Below are 20,074 nucleotides of genomic sequence, written 5' to 3' on the forward strand. Positions count from 1 at the left end.
CCGGATGACGACCGACGAATGGCCGTTCGGCGGCACGCCGCTGGAGCACGCCTACTGGGCCGCGCAGTGGGCCGTCGCCAACCGAGAGAGGTACACCCGGCTCGACGAGGCCCACGCGGCAGGCGTGCCCGTCGCGACGCTGACCGCCGGCTACGGCGAGGCCGACTGGCGGTTCCTCGGCATGTGGGCGCAGGCGCGCCTGGACCTGGGCTGGGACGGCGGCCACGACCACGACCCCCGGGCGCTGGAGGCGACCCACGGGGCCGCGGACCGCGAGCTGGAATGGACGGCCGAGGAGGCGTCGATCCTGTGGGACGTCGCCGACCGCCTGATGATGCGCGCGCACACCCACCATCGCGAGCTGTACCGCCTGCCGCTGGCCGCCGTGGCCCGGCTCGGCTACCCTGACCGGCGCGCCGTCCTCTACCACGCCAGGAGCTGGTACCCCCGCTACTGGAAAGACGCCTGGGAGGTGCTGCGCGACCCGGTCGAGGAGCTGCTGACCGAACCGGAGGAGAGCGACCCCGCGGCGGCCGTCCGCAACGTGATGTGGGAGGACGACCACTTCGCCGCCGCGCTGATCACGGATTTCGCGCCGCGCCTGGCGTCCCCGGAGGCGCTGCCGCTGCTGCGCCACTGGCAGCGCGCCACGCAGGCCCGGCCCAGCGAGCGGTGGCTGGCCAAGGCCCGCGAGCTGGTCCGGCCGGGGACGGGCGCGCTGCTCCGCGACGTCCTCGGTCTGATCCCCGCCCACCGGGCCGGGGAGTTCGCCCGGTTCCGGTACGGCCGCCGCCACACCGAGGTCCTCTATCTGAGCGAGCTGACGGCCGTCCCGCTGCGCGGCATGCTCTGGACCTGCGAGCTGATCGACGAACCGTGGGTGACCACGCTGCTCGGCGACATCGCGGTGGCCACCGGCGTGGGCGACGGCGGCTCCAAGTCGGTCTCCCGCAGCGAGCTGCTGGCCAACGCGGCCATCGGCGTGCTGGGCAGGCGGGGCGACCTCGCCGGGGTCGCCCAGCTCGCCCGGGTGCTCGCCAAGGTGCGCAGGAAGACCGTGCTGGCCTGCGCCGACAAGGCCCTGGCCGCGGTGGCGGGGCACACCGGGCTGTCGCCCGAGCAGTTGCTCGACCGCACCGTGCCCACGTTCGGCCTCGGCCCCGACGGCACCCGCACCGAGCACGGCCTGCGCCTGTCGCTGACCGGCGCGATCGAGTACGTGGACGGCGGCAAGGTCCGCAAGTCGATCCCGAAGGCGGTCCGCGCCGAGCACCCGGAGCTGCTCGCGGAGCTGAAGACCACCGCCAAGGAGTTGCGCTCCGCGCTGCCCGCCGAGCGGTTCCGCGTGGAGCGCGCGCTGGCCGGGGAGCGGATCTGGCGCTGGCGCGACGTCCGGGAGTTCTTCCTCGACCACCCGGTGACCGGTCACTTCGGCAGGTCGCTGATCTGGCGCGTGCTGCAGGGGCCCGCCGGGCTGCCGGTCCGCGCGGGTGACGGCTGGGAACTGGCCGACCCGGCGGGGCGGCGGATCCAGCCGGAGCCGGAGACCCCCGTGCTGCTGTGGCATCCGATCGGGGCCTCGGTGGAGGAGGTCAAGGGCTGGCGCGACCACCTGATCGAGATCGGCCTGCGCCAGCCGTTCAAGCAGGCGTTCCGCGAGATCTACCTGCTCACGCCCGCCGAGGAGACCGCCCGCGACCATTCGGGCCGCTTCGCGGGCCACATCCTGCGCTACGGCCAGGCCAAGGCGCTGCTGACCGAGCGCGGCTGGACCGGCCTGACGCTGGGCCACTGGGACGCCGTGGGCGGCTCCCACTACTGCGAGGCCCGCAGGGAGCTGCCCGGCCTGACCGCCTGGTGGGGTTTCCACCTCGACTACGAGAACGCCGAGCGCGACGGCTACGGCACCGCGTCCACCTGCGTCAGCGAGAACATCCGGTTCACCGACGAGGGCGACGGCGGCGGCGTGCCGCTGGCCGAGGTCGATCCGCTGGTGCTGTCGGAGGTGCTGCGCGACGCCGACCTGGCCGTGGGCGTCACCTCCACCGGGCTCGACCCGCGCGGCGAGGGCGACTACTGGCGCGACTACTCCTTCGGCGACCTGTCGGAGACGGCGGTGACGCGCCGTGACGCGCTCGTCCGGCTGTTGCCGCGCCTGGCGATCAGGGACCGCGCCGAGGTGACCGGCCGGTTCCTGCGGGTCCGGGGCGACCTGCGCACCTACAAGATCCATCTGGGGTCGGGCAACATCCTGATGGAGCCGAACGACGCCTACCTGTGCGTCGTCCCCGGCGGCACCGGGATGGGCCGGGTCTTCCTGCCGTTCGAGGAGGACGGCGGCATGCTCTCTGTCGTGCTGTCCAAGGCGTTCCTGCTGGCCGCGGACACCGAGATCACCGATCCGACGATCACCCGACAGCTCGGCGTCTGATCATCTCCCGGGGGTAGGTTCACCGGGTGCTCACCGCGGCCTTCGTGCTCGACCCCGCCGTGTTCGCCGACGTGTACGGCCCGTCGCTGGACCGCCTGCGGCGCACCGCGCGCCCGATCTATGGGCCGGTGGCGCGCGCCGATCCCGGCCGGCTGGGCGGGATCGAGGTGCTCTGCACCGGCTGGGGCGCGCCCGTGCTGGACCGGGCGTTCCTGGACGCGGCTCCCGGGCTGGCGCTGGTGCTGCACGCGGCCGGGTCGGTGCGCGGGCTGGTGACCCCGGAGTTCTGGGAGCGCGGCATCCCGCTGGTGTCGGCGTACCGGGCCAACGCCGTGCCGGTGGCCGACTTCACCGCCGCGCAGATCGTCTACGCGCTCAAGCAGGGCTGGCGGCACGTCCTGCTGTCCAGGGAGCGGCGCGGCCCCGTCGGGCACCTGCCCGCCCCCGGCACGTACGGCACGCGCGTCGGCCTGGTGTCCCTCGGCGCGATCGGCCGTCTGGTGGCGAGCCGCCTGCGCCCGCTGGACGTCGAGGTGGTGGCGCACGACCCTTACGCCGACCCGGCGACGGCGGGCGTGCCGCTGGTCGGGCTCGGCGAGCTGTTCGGCACCTGCGACGTGGTCAGCCTGCACACGCCCCTGCTGCCGGAGACCGCGGGCATGGTCGGCCGCGAGCTGCTGCGCGGCATGCGCGAGGGCGCCACCCTGATCAACACGGCGCGTGGCGGGCTGATCGACGAGACCGCGCTGATCGAGGTGCTCGCGGAGCGCCCCGACCTGTTCGCGGTGCTCGACGTGACCGACCCGGAGCCCCCGCCGCCCGGCTCCCCGTTGTTCACGCTGCCCAACGTGGTCGTCACCCCGCACATCGCGGGCAGCCTGGGCCGGGAGCGGGCGCGGCTCGGCGCGCTGGTCACCGGTGAGCTGGAGCGCTTCGCCGCCGGGCTCCCGCTCGAACACGCCCTCACCGGCCGGACCGCCGAGCGGCTGGCCTGACCCCGGCATCGGCAGGGCGCCGGGCGCGGGCCGTCAGGTGGAGCGCATCCGCGACAGGATGCCGAGCTGCTCGAACAGGACCTCCACCAGATCGACGGGCCCCCGGCTCGCGATCTGGTGGCGGACGCCGTTGCTCCGCTGCTGGTGGGTGGGCGGATCATGACGGGTCGCCCACCACACCCCGCCGAGGACCGTGAACCGCCAGCCGGGGAAGGTGCTCTCCAGCACCCCGAGATGGGCCCGCTCGTGTGGAGTCAGCTCGTCCATCCACGCCCTTCCCGCGCCGATTTCCAACAGGGGCCCCTGCCCATTCAAGGAGAGTTCGAACGCCCAGATTAAGAGCTGAGGGCATTGTCCTGCCACTCGGATAGTCCACCGGAAAATGGTCACCGAGGACATTCGGTCACCGCAGGAAAACCTGATTTCGGCATTGCCCGATATCGGCGCGTCAGTTGTTCTCGATGGAGTCGCCCGTTTCCGTAAAGCGCATTCGGCGCCGCCCAAAATGACACACTCCGCGCCCATGTAGACACGGAGCGCGATGGCACGCCGTTGGCATGCCTCCCACCTGGGACAACGGCGAAATGCCCGCACGCGGAAAATATTCGCGGATAGGATCAAGCCTCTGCGTGATCGGAACGTGCGTCACCACGGGGGATGGAGCGACCAGGATGGCCGAGCCGAACAGGGCTCCTGCGGGAATCAACACCAACGTGCCCAGCGTCGCGCGGGTCTACGACTACTTCCTCGGGGGCAAGGACAACTTCGCCGTGGACCGCGAAGTGGTCGAGCAGGTGGCCAAGCTCATGCCGGCCGGGTGGAACCCGGGCACCGGCGCGCAGGACAACCGGGCGTTCCTGCGGCGGACCGTGCGCCACCTGACGCGGGAGGCGGGCATCCGGCAGTTCATCGACATCGGTTCCGGCCTGCCCACCCAGGGCAACGTCCACGAGGTCGCCCAGGAGGCGGCGCCCTCGGCCAGGGTGGTCTACGTGGACAACGACCCCATCGTGCTGGTACATGCCAGGGCCCTGCTCGGACGCGACCCCGGCACCGCCGTCATCACCGCCGACGTGCGCGACCCCGACGAGATCGTGGGCAACCCCGCGATCCGCGACTTCATCGACTTCAAGCAGCCCGTCGGGCTGCTGATGCTGGCCATCCTGCACCACATCAACGACCACGAGAACCCGGGCGGCATCACCCGGCGGCTCACCGACGCCATGCCGGACGGCAGCCACCTGGTCATCTCCCACTTCCGCAATCCGGGCGCGGCCCGGCCGGATGACGCCGACCTGGCCGACCGGTGCGAGCGGCTGTTCAACGACCGGCTCGGAGCCGGCCGCTGGCGCACCCAGCAGGAGATCACCGCCTACTTCGGCGACTGGAAGCTGCTGGACCCGGGGCTCGTGCCCCTCCCCGAGTGGCGTCCCGACCCGGGCGAGCGGATCGAGGAGCACCCGGTCTACCACCTGTTCGTCGGCGGCGTGGCCCGCAAGAACTGACCGGTCACCCGGCTCTGCGGCCCGGGTCGCCGTTCTCACGGCGGACGTCGGCGGGGTCCTTGTCCGAGCGCAGGCCGCGCCAGGACGGGTGGCGCATCATGCCATCGCCGGTCCACTCGCCGAACCGCACCTCGCCGACGAGCATCGGCTCCACCCACCGGGCCTCGCGGGCGTGCTCGCGGGGCACCGGGCCGTCGAACGGCGAGTCCTCCCGGGTGAGCGGCGCGAGCCGCGCGGCCAGGTCGCGCAGCGCGGCCTCGGTGAAGCCGGTGCCCACGTGCCCGGCGAACAGCAGGTGCCCGGTGGCGTCGCGGACGCCGAGCAGCAGCGACCCGATCGTCCCGGCCCGCCGTCCGGCCCCGGGCTTCCAGCCGCCGATGACGACCTCCTGGGTGCGGAGGTTCTTCACCTTCGTCCACTCCGCGCTGCGCCTGCCCACCCGGTACGGCGAGTCCAACCGCTTGGCCACGACCCCCTCCAGCCGCCACTGCCTGCTCAGGTCCACCGCCTGTTCCCCCGAGCCACGGCCGGAGAACCAGACGGGCACCTGCCAGCGCGCCCCCGGCGTGACGATCTCCTCCAGCAGCTCCCGCCGCTCGGTGTACGGGCGGCCCACCACCGCCTCCGTCCCCACGTGCAGCACGTCGAACAGCAGGTACGTCACCGGCACCGCGTTGACCAGCTCGGCGATCCTGGCGGGCCGCCGCTGGTGCATGCGCGGCTGCAACGCCTCGAAGGACGGCCTGTCGTCCTCGTCGAACGCGACGATCTCCCCGTCGAGCACCAGGTCGCGGCCGCCCACGGCGCCGCCCAGCATGTGCAGCTCCGGGTAGGCGACCGTGATGTCCTTGGCGCTACGGGAGACCAGCCGTACGGCGCCGCCCTCCACGTAGGCCAGGGCGCGCACGCCGTCCCACTTCATCTCGAACGCCCAGCGGTCCCCGGCCGGCGGCAGGGCACCGAGCACCGCCATCATCGGCGCATACAGCGGCAAACCACTCACAGTGGGATAAATACCCAGTCTGCCTGATCCGCCCCTCCCCCCGTCCGCGCCCCGCCCGAGGGCCCGGATTTTGCGCCGAACGGTCGCACTGGAGCGGCGCGAAGTGACATCCTTGAAGAGGCGCGGCGGCTGCCGGGAAATGCAATGAAGATATGTCCACATTGCAGTGAATCGGCCGATCGGAGCAGATTCACCTGCCCGACTCTGCGAGGTCGTATGCCATCAGCGGAGGAAATCCTGGCCTCCCTGCTCAGGGACAAACGAGCCGGCCGGGTTCTGGCCGAGGCTTTCACCGAGATTCCCGAAGGAATCCCAGCGGAGGTCTCACGCGACGAGGCCACCGTGCGCGAAGCGGTGCGGCTCACCGCGCAGATGATCCGCCGGGTCTACCCCGACTGCTACGGCGACGCCCTGCCCGGCCTGCACCTGATCGCCGATCACGAGATCACCGCCCAGGAGATGGCCACCCGCTACCGCTACGCGCTGGCCCGCGACGGCATCCGCACCTGGGGCGACCTGGCCTCCTGCGACGAGATCCGGCTGCTCGACATCCGCATGTTCGGCTCCACCTGCCTGGCCGCGGTGGTCGAGGCCGCGGTGTGGCGGATGGCGGTGATCGCCCTCGACGGCTCCGGCCGGTTCCCCGACCCACCGCCCGAGCCCGTCGCCCCGCCCGAGTGGATCGCGCTCCCGCTGCGCGCGCTCGTCGCCTGGGCGGTCGTCGAACGCGGCGTCACCACGCTCGACGAACTGCTCAGCCTCTCCCCCCGCCTGGGGCCGTTGCCCGCGGGCATCACCAGTCAGTGGCGGCAGGCCAACGAGATGAACCTGCGCGCCTTCGTCGGCGCCGCCGCCCCCACTCCGCCCGACCTCGGGGCGCTGCTGCGCTCCCTGCTGTCCGAGGTGGACGGCAGGCGCGAGACGATCCTGATCCGCCGCACCTTCGCCCCGCGCCCCGAGACCTACCAGTCGCTCGGCAGGCGGCTCGGCGTGAGCGCGGGCAGGGTCAGGCAATTGGAGGAGTCGGCGCTGAGCAGGCTCGGCTACGCCGCCGAGACCTCCCGGTACACCGCGCTGCGCCGCTACCTCGACGACCGCCTCCGCGACGCCCCTTCCTGCTCCGCCGTCCGGCTCAGCGACCCCGATCCGGTGCTGGCCAAGCTGCTCGGCTGGCTGCACGACACCCACGCCGACGCGCACGCCTGCGTGCCGCCCCGCCGTCCCTGCTGAGCACAGCGGGACGACGAGGCGGCGAGACGGCCGGCGGCGACGCGGCTCAGAGCGCGAGCAGCGCGCTGACCGGCATTCGGGTGTCGGCCAGCGGGCGAACCGCGATCCGCAGCAGCGCCAGCGCGTTGTCGTCGCCCGCGATGCGGTTGGCGCTCAGCCCGCCGCACGCCTCACAGTGATGGATGATCAGCCATTCGCCGTCCGGCCGGGCCGTGATGCTCAGTGCGGTCATCCGGCCGCCGCAGGCCGCCCGCCGGTCGCCGGGGGTCCGGTCGTCCAGGTGGACGCTGGTCAGGCAGTGCGGGCAGTGGTTGCGGTGGGCGGTGCCCGGCGCGCTGAGTGGCACGTCGAGGCGGCAACCGGCGCAGCGGAACGCGCCGCCCCGCCCCGCCGGTCGGTCGCCGGTCGCCCGGAGCCGGTCCTTGCCGCGTTGCGGCCTGCGTGTGAACGCCTTCCTGCGTGGCACGGCGGCCTCACAGATCGCCGAAGGCTTCGAGCGGGAACGGCGGCTGCGCGAGCGGCCGGACCGCCATCCGCATCAGGATGAGCTGGTTGTCGTCTCCCCTGATCGGATTCGAGGTGAGTTCGCCGCACCTGGTGCAGCGGTGGATGACCATCCAGCCGCCGTCGCGCAGCACCGCGATGGCGATCGGGGACATCCGCGACCCGCACTCCGAAGGACCGCCCTCGGACCGGTCGATGACGTGCTGGGAGTGCAGGCAGCTCGGACAGTGGTTGCGCCGGTGCCCGTCGGGGGCGACCGCGGTGACGGTCAGCCCGCAACGGACACAGGTGAAGGTCTCGGTGGTGACGATGGGACGAGGTGATCGTGCGGACACCTTGGATACTCCTTGCCGGAAATGACGTGAGCAGCAAGGAAGCGCCGAGCGGACCTCATACGGACGTGCGTGGACCGGCCCCCGACCGGGGACGGTAGTCGAGAACGGTCAGGGACGGCGGAAGCGCACGGCACGACGAGACGCGCTTGGCGCGGTCCGAGGCATAAACCATTCCCTTCTCGGGGCGCACGGCACCCGAACTCCACCGGTGGACACCTGCCACGCTAACAACGCCCCCCGGCCTGGCGCGATCGGTTTTTCCGCCGCCCTATTCCGGGGCGAGCACCGCCCGCAGCACGGCCCCGGTGTCGCACAGGTCGGGCAGCACCAGATGGGCTCCGGCGGACCTGAGCGCGGCGGCGTCCTCGCTCCCGGTGGCCACCGCCACGACCCGCACCCGCCCACCAGACCGGCGCGCACGTCGTTGGACGTGTCTCCGACCAGCACGGTGTTCGCGGCGGTGAACGGCACGCCGTGCCGGGCGGCGGACGCGGGAGCGGTACGACGCCGCCACCGTGCCGCGCGGCCATCCGGCCTACGCGGCCCCGCGCGCCCGGGGCGTGGAGTGAACCGGTCCGATCAGCAGCTCAGGTTGCCGCCGGGGGTGGTGCCGAGGATCTGGACGAACCGCTGGTACGACTGGATCCGGCTCTGGACCTGCTGCGGGTTGCCGCCGTTGCACTCCAGCGCGCCGTTGATGCTGCGGATGGTCTCGCCGAAGCCCCGGCTGTTCACCATGGCGTCGTGGGGGGTCATGGTGCCCGGCCCCCGCTGGGTGTTCCAGTACCACAGGGCGGTCTTCCAGGCCACCGCCGAGTCGTTCTCGACCAGGTAGGGGTTGCGCAGCAGGTCGATCCCGAGCGCGTCGCCCGCGGCCTTGTAGTTGTAGTTCCAGCTGAGCTGGATCGGGCCGCGCCCGTAGTAGGCGGCCTGGCCCGCCGGGCAGCCGTACGACTGGCTGCGGTCGCAGTAGTGCGGGTAGTTCGCGGTGTTCTGCTCGACGATGTAGTACAGGCCGCCGGTCTCGTGGCTGACGTTGGCCAGGAAGGCCGCGGCCTCCTGCCTGCGCACGGTGTCGGTGCCGGTCTTGGCGAAGCCCGGGTAGGCGCTGAGCGCCGCGACCAGGCCGGTATAGGTGTAGAAGGGCTTGCGGTTCGGGAACATCTGCTCGAACTGCGGCTGGGTGACGACGAACCCGACCGGGTCGGGGGTGGACGTGGGCGTGACCGTCGGGGTCACAGTGGGTGTCACGGTCGGGGTCGGGCTGGGCGACGGTTCGCCTCCGTCGCACACGCCGCGGTCGGCCCAGACCAGTGCGCGGCCGGGGATCTCGTTCTGGGTCCACCACTTGGCGGCCCAGTTGTGCCCGCCGTACGACACCAGCGCGCCGCCGAGGTAGACCGAAGACGAGCGCCACGCCGTGGCGCAGACCGCCGCGGCGGCGGAGGACATCGGGGCGAGCACCGCCAGCGTCCCGGTGGCCACCGCCGCCACGGCGGCGATCGACGCGGTGATCCGTAGCCTTCTCATCGACACCCTGACCACTCCTTCGTCGGCCGTGGAGACGCCGACCACTCCATTTCTTTTAGGAAAGTTTCCTAAAAGTCATCGCGATAGTAGTTTTCACAAGCCCCCTCCACAAGGCCCAACCCGGGTTGTGAAGGAGTGCGAGCGGCGTCATCGTACGCGCGTGGAGACCGGCGCTTCCGCCGTTCCGCCGAGCCCGCGGGAATCCGGCCCGCCCGCTCCAGCGCGGCTCGACCGGGGGCGCGGATGCTGGACGTCGCAGTGCCGCGCCACAGGGAGTACCGATGAGTGATCTGACCGGCAGGACGGCCCTGGTGACGGGAGCCTCACGAGGCATCGGCCGGGCCGTCGCCCGGCGGCTCGCCGCCGACGGGGCCGTGGTCGCGGTCCACTACGCCACCGACGAGCGGGCGGCGGCCGAGACGGTGACGGCCATCGAGGAGGCGGGCGGCACCGCCTTCGCGGTGGGCGCGCGGTTCGGCGGCGCGGCACCGCTCATCGAGGAGATCGACGGCCTGCTCGCCGCCGTGGCCGAAGGGCTGCGCGGACACCCGCTCGACGTGCTGGTCAACAACGCCGGGACCTGGGTGGGCTCCTTCGCGCACGTCACCCCCGAGGAGTTCGCCCGGGTCTTCACGGTGAACGTGGCCGCGCCGTTCTTCCTGATCCAGCGGGCGCTGGCGATGATGGGCGACGGCGGCCGGATCGTGAACATCTCCTCGGCGGGCACCCGGGTCGCGCTGGCCCAGGAGGTGCCCTACGCGATGTCCAAGGCCGCCGTGCAGGGCATGGGTCTGGCGCTGGCCAACGAACTCGGCGACCGGGGGATCACCATCAACGCGGTGTCCCCCGGCCCGACCTACACGGGCCGGAACGCGCACTGGCTCGACGACCCGACGGCCTCGGCCGACATCGTCGGGGCGACCGCCCTGGGCAGGCTGGGCCGCCCGGGCGACATCGCCGACGTGGTGGCGTTCCTCGCCTCAGACGACGCCCGCTGGCTCACCGCGAACCTGATCGACGCCAGCGGCGGCATCTGGCTCGGCCCCCGCTTCTGAGCGCGGGGGCCGGGGCCGTGAGTCAGTCCTCTTCCTCGTCCTCCTCGAAGATCTCCTCGACCACCTCGGCGGCCACGAAGCCGCCGACGACACCCGCGGCGCCCGCAGCCGCCACGGTGCCCCAGCCGGGGCCGTCGCCGTGATGCCCGCCGTGGTGACCGCCGTGATGCCCGCCGTGGTGGTCACCGTGGTAGCCGTGCTCGTGCTCGCCGTAGTGGCCGCCGCCGCCGAATTGGGTGAGGGCGGTGAGCCAGCTCTCGATCTCGGCCGCCCAGTCGCGGCTCAGCGCCTCGTCGTGCGACGCCTGGAAGCGGCCGATGGCGTCGCCGCCGTAGTGCCCGCCGCGCCGGTCGGCCTCCACCACGACCTGGATGCCCTCCGGGCGGGTGATGAAGGTCAGCTCCACCTCGTTGATCCGGGCGGCAAGCCCGGTCGGTGGGTACAGCTCGATCTCCTGGTAGAAGGGAAGGTCCTGGTGCGCGCCGTAGATGTGGCCCATCTCCAGGTCGGCCGACTTGAAGCCGAAGCCCAGCCGGGCGAACGCCTCCAGCACCGCGGCCTGGGACGGCAGCGGCTCGACCGACAGCGGGTCGAGGTCGCCCTTGTCCACGGCCCTGGCGATGGCCAGCTCGGTGCGCACGCCCAGCGCCATGCCGCTCAGCGGCCTGCCCGCCACCTCGCTGATCGGCGTCTCCCACGGAACCTGGATCTCGAACGGGATCGTCTTCCGCTCGCCCTGGCGCAGGGTGAACGGCCCCGACACCTGAACGCGGAGGAACTCGGCGAGCCCACTCGTCTCACCCTCGTCGTGCTCGGCCTCGGCCCTCGCCACCAGACCCAGCTCGATGTGCTCGATGGCCGCGTCGAACTCTCCGCCGGACAGGCGCACCTCGCCGTCGAGGCGCCCGCCCGGCCGCACGCGCGGGGTAGCCAGGACCGTGTCCACCGTGGGCGCGCCCACGCCGAAGGCGCCCAGCATCCGTTTGAAGACCACGTTTCATCCCCTCTTGTACCTGCCACGACCTGTGGCGGCTCGTGACTCAAACGATCACCCGGGCCGGGTGGTTCCGAATGCCGCACTGACCTTTCAGCTACCCTTTCGAGGGCAGGTGTCAGGGGGAGAGGATCGGTGGCGACGACTCGGTGAACGCATTGCTCGGGCTCTCCGCGGTCCTGCTGCTCACCCTGGCCACCGGCTACTTCGTCGCCCAGGAGTTCGCCTTCGTCAGCGCCGACCGCCTGGCGCTGTCCCAGCAGGCCGCCGAGGGCGACCGCAAGGCGGCCAAGGCCGTCAAGGTGATGGAGCGCCTGTCGTTCATGCTCTCCGGCGCGCAGCTCGGCATCACGGTGACCGCGCTGATCGTCGGCTTCATCGCCCGGCCCGCGCTGGCCGAGCTGATCGCGCCCGCGCTCGCCGGGCTCGGCGTGAGCCCGGCCGCGACCGGCGGGATCGCGCTGGCCGTCGGCTTCGCCGTCGCCACGGTCGTGCAGATGGTGCTGGGCGAGCTGGCCCCCAAGAACCTGGCGCTGGCCAGGCCGGAGCCGCTGGCCCGCGCGCTGGCCGGGTCCACGCTGGTCTACCTGACGGTGGCGGGCCCGATCGTCAGGCTGTTCGACGCCGCCGCCAACCGGCTGCTGCGCGCCGTCGGCATCGAGCCGGTCGAGGAGCTGCGCCACGGCGCCACGCTGGAGGAACTCGGGCACATCATCGGCGAGTCCGAGGCGCACGGCCACATCCCCGGCGGGCACGCCGACGTGCTGGAACGCGCGCTCGCCTTCTCCGGGCACACGGCCGAGGAGGTCATGGTGCCCCGGGTCGACGTGGTCAGCGTCGCCGCCGCGGCCGGCCTTCCCACGCTCGACGCCCTGGTCGCCGAGTACGGGCACACGCACTACCCGGTCCTCGGCGACCGGCCGGACGACCTGGTGGGCGTGGTCAGCCTGCGCGAGCTGTCCGCCGTACCGGCCGATCGGACGGCGGAGACCCGCGTCGGCGAGATCGCGAGAGAGGTCCTCGTCGTCCCCTTCTCGGCGTCCCTGCCCGACCTGGTGCGGCAGATGCACACCAGGGGCGAGGAGGTCGCGTGCGTGGTGGACGAGCACGGCGGCCTGGCCGGGCTGGTCACCTGGGAGGACGTCGCCGAGGAACTGGTCGGCGAGATCGTCGACGAGAACGACCTTGAGGTGCCAGGCGTGGTCCGCGCCGGGGAGGGCTACGAGCTGGACGCCGGGCTGCGGATCGACGAGATCGCGCTGGCCACCGGGCTCGAACTCCCCGACGAGGACGAGTACGACACGGTGGGCGGGCTGATCCTGCACCGGCTGGGCCGCTTCGCCGTGCCCGGCGACACGGTCACCGTCCCGCTCGTGCCCTCGCTGGAGAGCGACGCGCCCACCCACGCGCGGATCCAGGTCCTGACCATCGAGCGGCACGTGCCGGAGCGGGTCCTGCTGACCCCGGTCCGCGACGACGACGATCCAGAAGACGCCGGCCAGGGAGATGAGGAACGGCCGTGAGCATCACCACCGGGGTCCTCATCACCCTCGCCCTGCTCGCCGGGAACGGGTTCTTCGTCGCCGCCGAGTTCGCCCTGGTGGCCGCCAAGCGGCACCGGCTGGAGAAGGCGGCGGCGCGCGGCAGCCGAGCCGCCGCGGCGGCGGTCGCGGGCATCAAGGAGCTGTCGCTGATGCTGGCCGGGGCGCAGCTCGGCATCACGCTGTGCTCACTCGGCCTGGGCGTGGTCTCCGAGCCGCTGATCGCGGCCACGCTGACCCCCGCCTTCCACGCGGCCGGGCTGCCCAGCGCCGCCGCGCACGCCGCCGCCTTCGTCATCGCGCTCGGCCTGGTGACCTTCCTGCACATGGTGATCGGCGAGATGGCGCCCAAGTCGTGGGCGATCGCCCACCCGGAGCGTTCGGCCACCACGCTGGCGCTGCCGTTCCGGGCGTTCACCGTCGTGGTCAGGCCGCTGCTGCGGCTGCTCAACGGGATCAGCGATCTGCTGCTGCGGCTGGTGAAGGTGCGTCCGGGCGCGCAGGAGGGCAAGCCCCGCACGCCCGAGCAACTGGCGTACCTGATCAAGGAGTCGCGGCGGCTCGGGCTGATCGAGCCCGAGGAGCACGCCGTGCTGTCGCAGACGCTGCACGCGCCGCGCGCGCCAATCACCCCGCTGATCGTGCCCTCCGACCGCATCGTCTCGGTGCCCGGCGACGCGTCGCCGCAGGATGTGGTCGACGTCTGCGCCCGCACCGGCCGCACCCGGATCGTGGTGCTGCGCGACGGCCGTCCCGCCGGCGTGGTGCACGTGCGCGACGCCTACCTGGCCCGGCTGCGCGGCGCCGCCACCCCGGCCCGCGACCTCTCCCACCGCGTGCCCCGGTTGACCGGCGAGACCTCGGTGGCCCAGGCCGTGGCCGCGATGCGCGCCGCCCGCGCCCAGCTCGCGCTGGTCGGGCCCGCCGACGGCCCGGTCACCGGCCTGGTCAGCCTGGACGACCTGCTGACCACCCTGCTCGTGCCCGCCTGACGCGCGCCCCCTCCCCTATTCCATCACGATCGGTTACATTGTCGTCACGGGATGTGGAACACATGACCCAGCTACCTTAAGGACGGGCCATGTTCAATCAGCAAGGCGTCAGCGCGTTCGACGACGTACTCACCGCGAACCGCGAACGACCACACGAATTCGCCCACGCCGACCTCACCGGCCGGGCCGCACGCGGGCTGGCGGTCGTCACCTGCATGGACTCACGGATCGACCCACTGGGCCTGCTCGGACTCAAGGCGGGCGACGCGAAGATCCTCCGCAACGCGGGGGCGCGGGTGACCGACGACGTCCAGCGCACCCTGGTGCTGGCGGTCTACGTGCTCGGGGTGAACCGGGTGCTGGTCATGCCGCACACCGACTGCGGGATGACCAAGGTCACCGACAGCGACGTGCACGACCTCACCGCCAAGCGCGGGGTCGACACCCGGAGCCTGGAGTTCCACACCGTCCCCGACCAGGTCGCCGCCCTGCGCCGCGACCTGCTACGGATGCGCGCGAGCCCGTTCCTCCCCGCCGATCTGCCGATCGGCGGGGCCATCTACGACGTGCGGACCGGCGTGGTGATCCCGGTAGAACCTTGATCGTTCCTCCGCGGGCCCCACAAGGAATCACCTAAAGTCGGGCGGGTGACCCGGCCCGCCTCACGGCTGGGCTGGCTGGACGCCCTGCGCGGCCCGGCCGCCCTCGCCGTCGCCCTGCACCACGCCGCCTGGGGCTTCATCCCCGGCGTGTGGGGCGAGGTCGACCGCAGGATCGACATGGGCACCTGGGGCGTCTTCGTGTTCTTCATGGTGAGCGGGTACATCATCCCCGCCTCCCTGGAGCGGCGCGGCGACGTGCGGTCCTTCTGGATCGGCCGGGTCTTCCGCCTGCTGCCGCTGATCCTCGCCGCGGCCGTCCCGGCGCTGGTGCTCGCCGCGTACGGGCTGCACCACGCCCTCGACCCGAATCTGGACCGCCGCGCGCTGCCGCTGGTCATGCTGGGCAACCTGACGATGTCGCAGGAGCTGCTCGGCTTACCGGCGATCCACGGCGTGATGTGGACGCTCTCCTACGAGATGGCGTTCTACCTGATCGTTGTCGGGCTGTTCACGGTGCGCCAGGTGCACCGGTCGGCCGGGATCGCGATGGGGCTGGCGGTGCTCGCCGTCCCGCTCGGGCTGCTGCTGCCGCGCGCGGTCGTCAACGGCGGGGCCGGGCTCGCCGCCGCGATCCTCGGCCTGGCCGTGGTGGCGGTGATCCTGGTGACCGCGGCCGGGGGGCGGGCGCGTAACGCGGCGGCGATCGCCGGCGCGGTGCTCGGCCTGGCCCTGGTCGTCCTGGGCAGCCGGATCGGCGCGTGGCAGGGCCTGACCATGCTGGCCATGATGTTCGCCGGCACCGCCGTCTACCGGGCCGAACAGGGACGGATCCGCCCGCGCACCGCTGTGGCCGCCGTGCTGGTGGTCCTGGCCTGCGGATTCCTCGCCAAGGACGACCCCGGCTGGGGCCCGGCGATCGTGGCGGCGGCCGCGTTCTTCGGGGCGATGTACGCGCTGCGCCGCCGCGCGTTCCCGCGCTGGCTGACCCACCTCGGGGTGATCAGCTTCTCCATCTACCTGCTGCACCCGCTGCTGCTGGGCAACACCCCCCACCTCGCGGTGTACTTCCTGGTCCTGCTGCTGCTCAGCCACCTGACGTACCGGTTCGTCGAGGCCCCCGCCCAGCGGCTGGGACGGCGCGTGGCCGCGCGCTGGGCTCAGCCGACGTGCACCGGCGGACGGCGGTCGGCGTCCGGCTCCGCCAGCCGCAGCACCTCGCGGGTCAGCGGCGGAATGTCGCCGCCGCCGAACACCAGGTAGCGCAGCAGCGCGCCGATCGGATTGCCCGAGCGGCTCGGGGTGAGCATCGTCCCCGAACTCGCCCTCCCCCCGAGGCTCGCGGGCGTCGTCGCCCTCCCCCTGGACCCCGAGGCGTACCGCACGGTGCACCTCGCCCTCCCGGCGGATCCGGCCCCGCCCGTCCTGGCGTTCGCGGACCTCGCCGTGGCCGAGGTCCCCGCCGAGTACCGCCCCGCATATTGACGCGAACCGGAGGAAGGGATACGTTCCGGTAGATTTCACGGTTGTCCAAGGGAAATCCGGTGAGAAGCCGGTGCGGACGCGCCACTGTATCCGGGATGCGAGTCCCGGGAGCCAGGTCGCTTGGCGACCGTGACCTCATGCACTGGGACGCGTCATCCCTGAGGAGGCTCGAATGAGTGGTCTGACCACTCCGTCTACCGTTCCCTTCCCCCGTCTTGGCTGGTGGCTGCTCGCCGTGCCACCGCTGCTGCTGATCGCCTACCTGGTCCTGATGGACAACGGCGCCATTTCACAGACCGGCGCCTACCTGCACGAACTCATGCACGACGGGCGGCATCTGCTCGGCGTGCCGTGCCACTAGGGGGCGGCGTGGTTCGCACCCTGCTGGTCAGGGGCCTGTTGCTCGGGCTGCTGGCCGGATTCGTCGCGGGCGGATTCGCGTTCTTCTTCGGCGAGCCGCACGTGGACCGTGCCATCGCCGTTGAGGAGGCGTCCGCCCAGGCGGCACGGCCCGCGCACGACGACGCCGGACAGCCCGCGCACTCGCACGACGATGAGGAGGCCCTGGTGAGCAGGCCCGGCCAGAAGGCCGGGCTCTTCCTCGCCACGGGGCTCTACGGGCTCGCGGTGGGCGGCGTGTTCGCGCTGGTCTTCGCGGGCCTGCGGGGCCGCGTCGGCCCCCGCTCGGACGGCGGGCTCGCACTCGCCGCCGCCGGGACGGCGTTCGTCGCCGTCATCCTCGTGCCCTTCCTGAAATATCCCGCCAACCCACCCGCCGTCGGCGACCCCGCCACCATCAACGAACGCACCGTCCTCTATCTGCTGATGATCCTGGTCGGCCTCGCCGCCGTCGCCATCGCCGTCGCGACGGCACGGCGCGTCACCTCCGGCCCCTGGGGACGCCGGTCCGTCGCCGCCGTCGCGTTCCTGATCCCGGTGGTGGCCGCCTGGGTGCTGCTGCCGGCCGTGAACGAGGTCCCCGACGGCTTCCCCGCCACGCTGCTGTGGGAGTTCCGGCTCGCGTCGCTGGGCACCCAGCTCGTGTTCTGGACCGCCTTCGGCGTGCTGTTCGGCTGGGCCGGTGAGCGGGCGGCCCGCGCGGCCGTCCCCGCACCGGCGCCCTCGCCGAGCTGACGGGGAGTGCTGTTCGTCCGGCAGGCGAGCACGCCCGGCACCCGTGCCGCCTGCTTTCCCGCCCCGGACCAGGACGCCGACGCGGCGAGCCTGGCCGGGGCCGTCGGCATGCCCCGCGACGGGTCGGCATGGGTGTCCCCCGCCAAGGCGGCCGGGCAGACCGCCACGGCGATGGGGCTGGCCGCGATCGAGGTGCCCGCGCTGGCCGAGGCGGACCACGGTCGCTGGCGCGGCATGCCGTACGAACGGGTCGCCCGGGAGGACCCGGACGGCCTCGCCGCCTGGCTCGCCGACCCGCACGCCACCCCGCACGGCGGGGAGAGCCTGGCCGTCCTCGCCGGACGGGTCGGAGCCTGGCTGGACACGACGCTGCCCGGCGGCGCGGGCGTGGCCGTCTGCGACGCGGGCGTGATCCGGGCGGCGCTCGGCCACGCGCTCGGCCTCGGCCCGGCCGTCACCGCCCGCTTCGACCTCGCGCCGCTCTCCACCACCGAGCTGACCCCCGCCCGAGGGGGCTGGCGGGTGGGCCACGTCAACCGGCGGCCATCGACACAGACCAGAAGAAGGACGAAGGAATGACGAAGGAATGACCTCCGCCTATCCGTTCAGCGCCGTGGTGGGTCTCGCGGACCTGAAGCTGGCGCTCGTGCTCAACGCCGTCTCGCCGAGGGTCGGCGGCGTCCTCGTGCGCGGCGAGAAGGGCACGGCCAAGTCCACGGTGGTCCGCGCGCTGGCCGCCCAGCTCCCCGAGGTGGACGTGGTCCCCGGGTGCCGGTTCGCCTGCGCGCCCGACACGCCCGACCCCGAATGCCCCGACGGCCCGCACGAACCCGGCGGGCCTGGCGTGACGCGTCCGGCCGCGCTGGTGGAACTGCCCGTCGGCGCGTCGGAGGACCGCCTCGCCGGATCCCTGGACGTGGAGCGGGCGCTGACCGAGGGCGTCAAGGCGTTCGAGCCCGGACTGCTGGCCGCCGCGCATCGCGGCGTCCTGTACGTGGACGAGGTAAACCTGCTGCACGACCACCTGGTGGACCTGCTGCTCGACGCGGCGGCCCTCGGCACCTGCTACGTGGAGCGCGAGTCCGTGTCGGTACGGCATGCCGCGCGCTTCCTGCTGGTCGGGACGATGAACCCGGAGGAGGGCGAACTGCGCCCGCAGCTCCTCGACCGGTTCGGCCTGACCGTGGAGGTCCGCGCGGCGCGGGACCCTGAGGAGCGCGCCGAGGTCGTCCGGCGACGGCTCGCCTTCGACGCCGACCCCGAGGCGTTCGCCGCCCGGTGGGCGGAGGAGGAGTCCGCGCTCGCCGGGAAGATCGCACAGGCGCGGGCGCGCGTACCGCTGGTGCGGCTGCCGGACGCGCGGCTGCGGCAGATCGCCACGGTGTGCGCGGCCTTCGAGGTGGACGGCCTGCGCGCCGACCTGGTCACGGCCAACGCGGCGATCGCCCACACCGCCTGGCGCGGCGGCGAGACGGTCACGACGGCGGACGTCCGCGCCGCCGCCCGCCTCTCCCTCCCCCACCGCCGCCGCCGCGACCCCTTCGACGCCCCGGGCCTCGACGAGTCCCGCCTCGACGACCTCCTCGCGGCGACCGGGAACGACCCGGACGACGATGACCCCGGCGGTGGTGACGGCCCGACCGGACCCGATCGGCCCCCGGCGCGGAACGCGGACGGATCAAGCCCGCACGGGAAGCACGGCGAGCACGGGCCGCGCGACACGACCGGAAATCCGGGCAGCGGGCCCGAAGATGAAGGTGGCCGGGCCGGGGAACCGGACGGCGGTCCCGGCGGTCCGGCCGACTCCTCCGAAGCGCTGGGCGGCGGTCCCGGAGATGGGGGCGGGCGGGCCGGGGAGCCGGGGAGCCGGCCCGGCGATCCAGCCGATGCGTCCGGGAATCCGGGCGGCGGGCCCGCGGATGCGGGTGGCGTCGCTGGAGGGTTGGTGGCCGGGGTGGGGCGGCCGTACCGGGTGCCGTTGGTGGAGGTGCCGGGGGTCGGGGAGGGCGCGGTCGGGCGCAGGTCGCGGGCGCTCACCCCGCAGGGGCGCGTCACCGGCTCGCGTCGGCCGCGAGACCGGGCGCGCGACCTGCACCTGCCCGCGACGCTGCTGGCCGCCGCGCCGTACCAGCGGGCGCGCGGGCGTACCGGCCCCGGCCTGGTGCTGCGCCGCGACGACCTGCGCGACGCGCTGCGCGAGGGCCGCGAGGGGAACCTGGTGCTGTTCGTCGTGGACGCCAGCGGCTCCATGGCGGCCAGGCGGCGGATGACCGCCGTGAAGACCGCCGTGCTGAGCCTGCTGCTCGACGCCTACCAGCGGCGCGACAAGGTCGGCCTGGTCACCTTCCGGGGCTCCGGGGCCGAGCTGGCGCTGCCGCCGACCTCGTCGGTCGAGGCGGGCGCGGCCCGGCTGCGGTCGCTGCCCACCGGGGGGCGCACCCCGCTGGCGGCGGGCCTGGCCAGGGCCGCCGAGGTGCTGCGGGTGGAACGGCTGCGCGACCCGGCCAGGCGGGCGCTGCTGGTCCTGGTGACCGACGGCCGGGCGACCTCCGGCGGCGGCGTGGACCGGGCCGCCGCCCCGCTGCGCGGTACGGCGGGCGTCGTCGTGGACTGCGAGAGCGGCCCCGTCCGCCTCGGCCTCGCCGTACGGCTCGCCGCCCTCCTCCGCGCGCCCGCCGTCCCCCTCGACGCGCTCCCCGACCTCGGCGCAGTCGTCCGCGCCCACCGAAAGGCGGCCTGAC

The 20,074-nt window shown here is 73.1% G+C and carries 21 protein-coding genes and 1 riboswitch; of the genes, 14 read left to right on the forward strand and 7 right to left on the reverse strand.

The window, feature by feature from the left end:
• The first annotated feature begins 4 nt into the window (after positions 1 to 4).
• Positions 5 to 2,431: a DUF4132 domain-containing protein gene (locus P3X83_RS16330; protein ID WP_277305925.1), complete on the forward strand. Its 2,427-nt coding sequence runs from the start codon at positions 5 to 7 to the stop codon at positions 2,429 to 2,431.
• Positions 2,432 to 2,457: 26 nt separating this feature from the next.
• The gene (locus tag P3X83_RS16335) at positions 2,458 to 3,426 is read left to right on the forward strand and encodes a hydroxyacid dehydrogenase (protein ID WP_277305926.1); all 969 of its coding nucleotides are present in this window, start codon (positions 2,458 to 2,460) and stop codon (positions 3,424 to 3,426) included.
• 33 nt (positions 3,427 to 3,459) lie between these two features.
• On the opposite strand, the gene P3X83_RS16340 is transcribed toward P3X83_RS16335, so the two are convergent.
• Complete coding sequence (locus P3X83_RS16340; protein ID WP_277305927.1) at positions 3,460 to 3,693, reverse strand: hypothetical protein; 234 nt, start codon at positions 3,691 to 3,693, stop codon at positions 3,460 to 3,462.
• 404 nt (positions 3,694 to 4,097) lie between these two features.
• On the opposite strand from P3X83_RS16340, the gene P3X83_RS16345 reads away from it, so the two are divergent.
• Positions 4,098 to 4,931, forward strand: a complete 834-nt coding sequence (locus P3X83_RS16345) for an SAM-dependent methyltransferase (protein ID WP_277305929.1) — start codon at positions 4,098 to 4,100, stop codon at positions 4,929 to 4,931.
• A 4-nt stretch (positions 4,932 to 4,935) separates the two neighbouring features.
• Here P3X83_RS16345 and ligD read toward each other — a convergent pair whose 3' ends face one another.
• Positions 4,936 to 5,934: a non-homologous end-joining DNA ligase gene (gene ligD / locus P3X83_RS16350; RefSeq protein ID WP_277305930.1), complete on the reverse strand. Its 999-nt coding sequence runs from the start codon at positions 5,932 to 5,934 to the stop codon at positions 4,936 to 4,938.
• A 216-nt stretch (positions 5,935 to 6,150) separates the two neighbouring features.
• Here ligD and P3X83_RS16355 point away from each other — a divergent pair, with 216 nt between their 5' ends.
• Positions 6,151 to 7,164, forward strand: a complete 1,014-nt coding sequence (locus P3X83_RS16355) for a sigma factor-like helix-turn-helix DNA-binding protein (RefSeq protein WP_277305931.1) — start codon at positions 6,151 to 6,153, stop codon at positions 7,162 to 7,164.
• Positions 7,165 to 7,210: 46 nt separating this feature from the next.
• On the opposite strand, the gene P3X83_RS16360 is transcribed toward P3X83_RS16355, so the two are convergent.
• From P3X83_RS16360 to P3X83_RS16375, 4 genes are all read right to left on the reverse strand, one after another.
• Positions 7,211 to 7,630: an RNHCP domain-containing protein gene (locus P3X83_RS16360; protein ID WP_277305932.1), complete on the reverse strand. Its 420-nt coding sequence runs from the start codon at positions 7,628 to 7,630 to the stop codon at positions 7,211 to 7,213.
• Positions 7,631 to 7,637: 7 nt separating this feature from the next.
• A complete protein-coding gene (locus P3X83_RS16365; RefSeq protein ID WP_277305933.1) occupies positions 7,638 to 8,003 on the reverse strand; it encodes an RNHCP domain-containing protein in 366 nt (121 codons plus the stop codon).
• A 268-nt stretch (positions 8,004 to 8,271) separates the two neighbouring features.
• A complete protein-coding gene (locus tag P3X83_RS16370) occupies positions 8,272 to 8,400 on the reverse strand; it encodes a hypothetical protein (RefSeq protein ID WP_277305934.1) in 129 nt (42 codons plus the stop codon).
• A gap of 182 nt (positions 8,401 to 8,582) precedes the next feature.
• On the reverse strand, positions 8,583 to 9,533 hold the full coding sequence (locus tag P3X83_RS16375; RefSeq protein WP_277305935.1) for a glycoside hydrolase family 19 protein: 951 nt from the start codon (positions 9,531 to 9,533) through the stop codon (positions 8,583 to 8,585).
• Positions 9,534 to 9,814: 281 nt separating this feature from the next.
• Between P3X83_RS16375 and P3X83_RS16380 the strand changes: the two genes are divergently transcribed.
• The gene (locus P3X83_RS16380; protein WP_277305936.1) at positions 9,815 to 10,588 is read left to right on the forward strand and encodes an SDR family oxidoreductase; all 774 of its coding nucleotides are present in this window, start codon (positions 9,815 to 9,817) and stop codon (positions 10,586 to 10,588) included.
• Between the two features lie 22 nt (positions 10,589 to 10,610).
• On the opposite strand, the gene P3X83_RS16385 is transcribed toward P3X83_RS16380, so the two are convergent.
• Positions 10,611 to 11,582: a sporulation protein gene (locus P3X83_RS16385; protein ID WP_277305937.1), complete on the reverse strand. Its 972-nt coding sequence runs from the start codon at positions 11,580 to 11,582 to the stop codon at positions 10,611 to 10,613.
• Between the two features lie 149 nt (positions 11,583 to 11,731).
• Between P3X83_RS16385 and P3X83_RS16390 the strand changes: the two genes are divergently transcribed.
• The 9 genes from P3X83_RS16390 (at position 11,732) to P3X83_RS16430 (ending at position 20,073) form a co-directional block, all read left to right on the forward strand.
• Positions 11,732 to 13,105 carry a hemolysin family protein gene (locus P3X83_RS16390; RefSeq protein ID WP_277305938.1) on the forward strand — a complete coding sequence of 458 codons (1,374 nt, stop codon included), beginning with the start codon at positions 11,732 to 11,734 and terminating at the stop codon, positions 13,103 to 13,105.
• Positions 13,102 to 14,115 (forward strand): CNNM domain-containing protein, encoded by a 1,014-nt coding sequence (locus P3X83_RS16395; RefSeq protein ID WP_277305939.1) that lies wholly within the window; start codon positions 13,102 to 13,104, stop codon positions 14,113 to 14,115. Before P3X83_RS16390 ends, P3X83_RS16395 begins: the two co-directional genes overlap by 4 nt.
• 89 nt (positions 14,116 to 14,204) lie before the next feature.
• The gene (locus P3X83_RS16400) at positions 14,205 to 14,717 is read left to right on the forward strand and encodes a carbonic anhydrase (protein WP_277305940.1); all 513 of its coding nucleotides are present in this window, start codon (positions 14,205 to 14,207) and stop codon (positions 14,715 to 14,717) included.
• Positions 14,718 to 14,762: 45 nt separating this feature from the next.
• Positions 14,763 to 15,977 carry an acyltransferase gene (locus P3X83_RS16405; protein WP_277305941.1) on the forward strand — a complete coding sequence of 405 codons (1,215 nt, stop codon included), beginning with the start codon at positions 14,763 to 14,765 and terminating at the stop codon, positions 15,975 to 15,977.
• 39 nt (positions 15,978 to 16,016) lie between these two features.
• Complete coding sequence (locus tag P3X83_RS16410; protein WP_277305942.1) at positions 16,017 to 16,199, forward strand: hypothetical protein; 183 nt, start codon at positions 16,017 to 16,019, stop codon at positions 16,197 to 16,199.
• A 22-nt stretch (positions 16,200 to 16,221) separates the two neighbouring features.
• Positions 16,222 to 16,370: riboswitch (adenosylcobalamin (AdoCbl) riboswitch) on the forward strand.
• 1 nt (position 16,371) lies between these two features.
• The gene (locus P3X83_RS16415) at positions 16,372 to 16,560 is read left to right on the forward strand and encodes a CbtB-domain containing protein (RefSeq protein ID WP_277305943.1); all 189 of its coding nucleotides are present in this window, start codon (positions 16,372 to 16,374) and stop codon (positions 16,558 to 16,560) included.
• Positions 16,561 to 16,568: 8 nt separating this feature from the next.
• Complete coding sequence (locus P3X83_RS16420) at positions 16,569 to 17,333, forward strand: CbtA family protein (protein WP_277305944.1); 765 nt, start codon at positions 16,569 to 16,571, stop codon at positions 17,331 to 17,333.
• Positions 17,334 to 17,339: 6 nt separating this feature from the next.
• Complete coding sequence (locus P3X83_RS16425; protein ID WP_277305945.1) at positions 17,340 to 17,912, forward strand: histidine phosphatase family protein; 573 nt, start codon at positions 17,340 to 17,342, stop codon at positions 17,910 to 17,912.
• 7 nt (positions 17,913 to 17,919) lie between these two features.
• Positions 17,920 to 20,073, forward strand: a complete 2,154-nt coding sequence (locus P3X83_RS16430) for a magnesium chelatase subunit D family protein (protein WP_277305946.1) — start codon at positions 17,920 to 17,922, stop codon at positions 20,071 to 20,073.
• Position 20,074 lies beyond the last annotated feature (1 nt).

The organism is Spongiactinospora sp. TRM90649 (assembly GCF_029382225.1).
GTDB lineage: Bacteria > Actinomycetota > Actinomycetes > Streptosporangiales > Streptosporangiaceae > Spongiactinospora.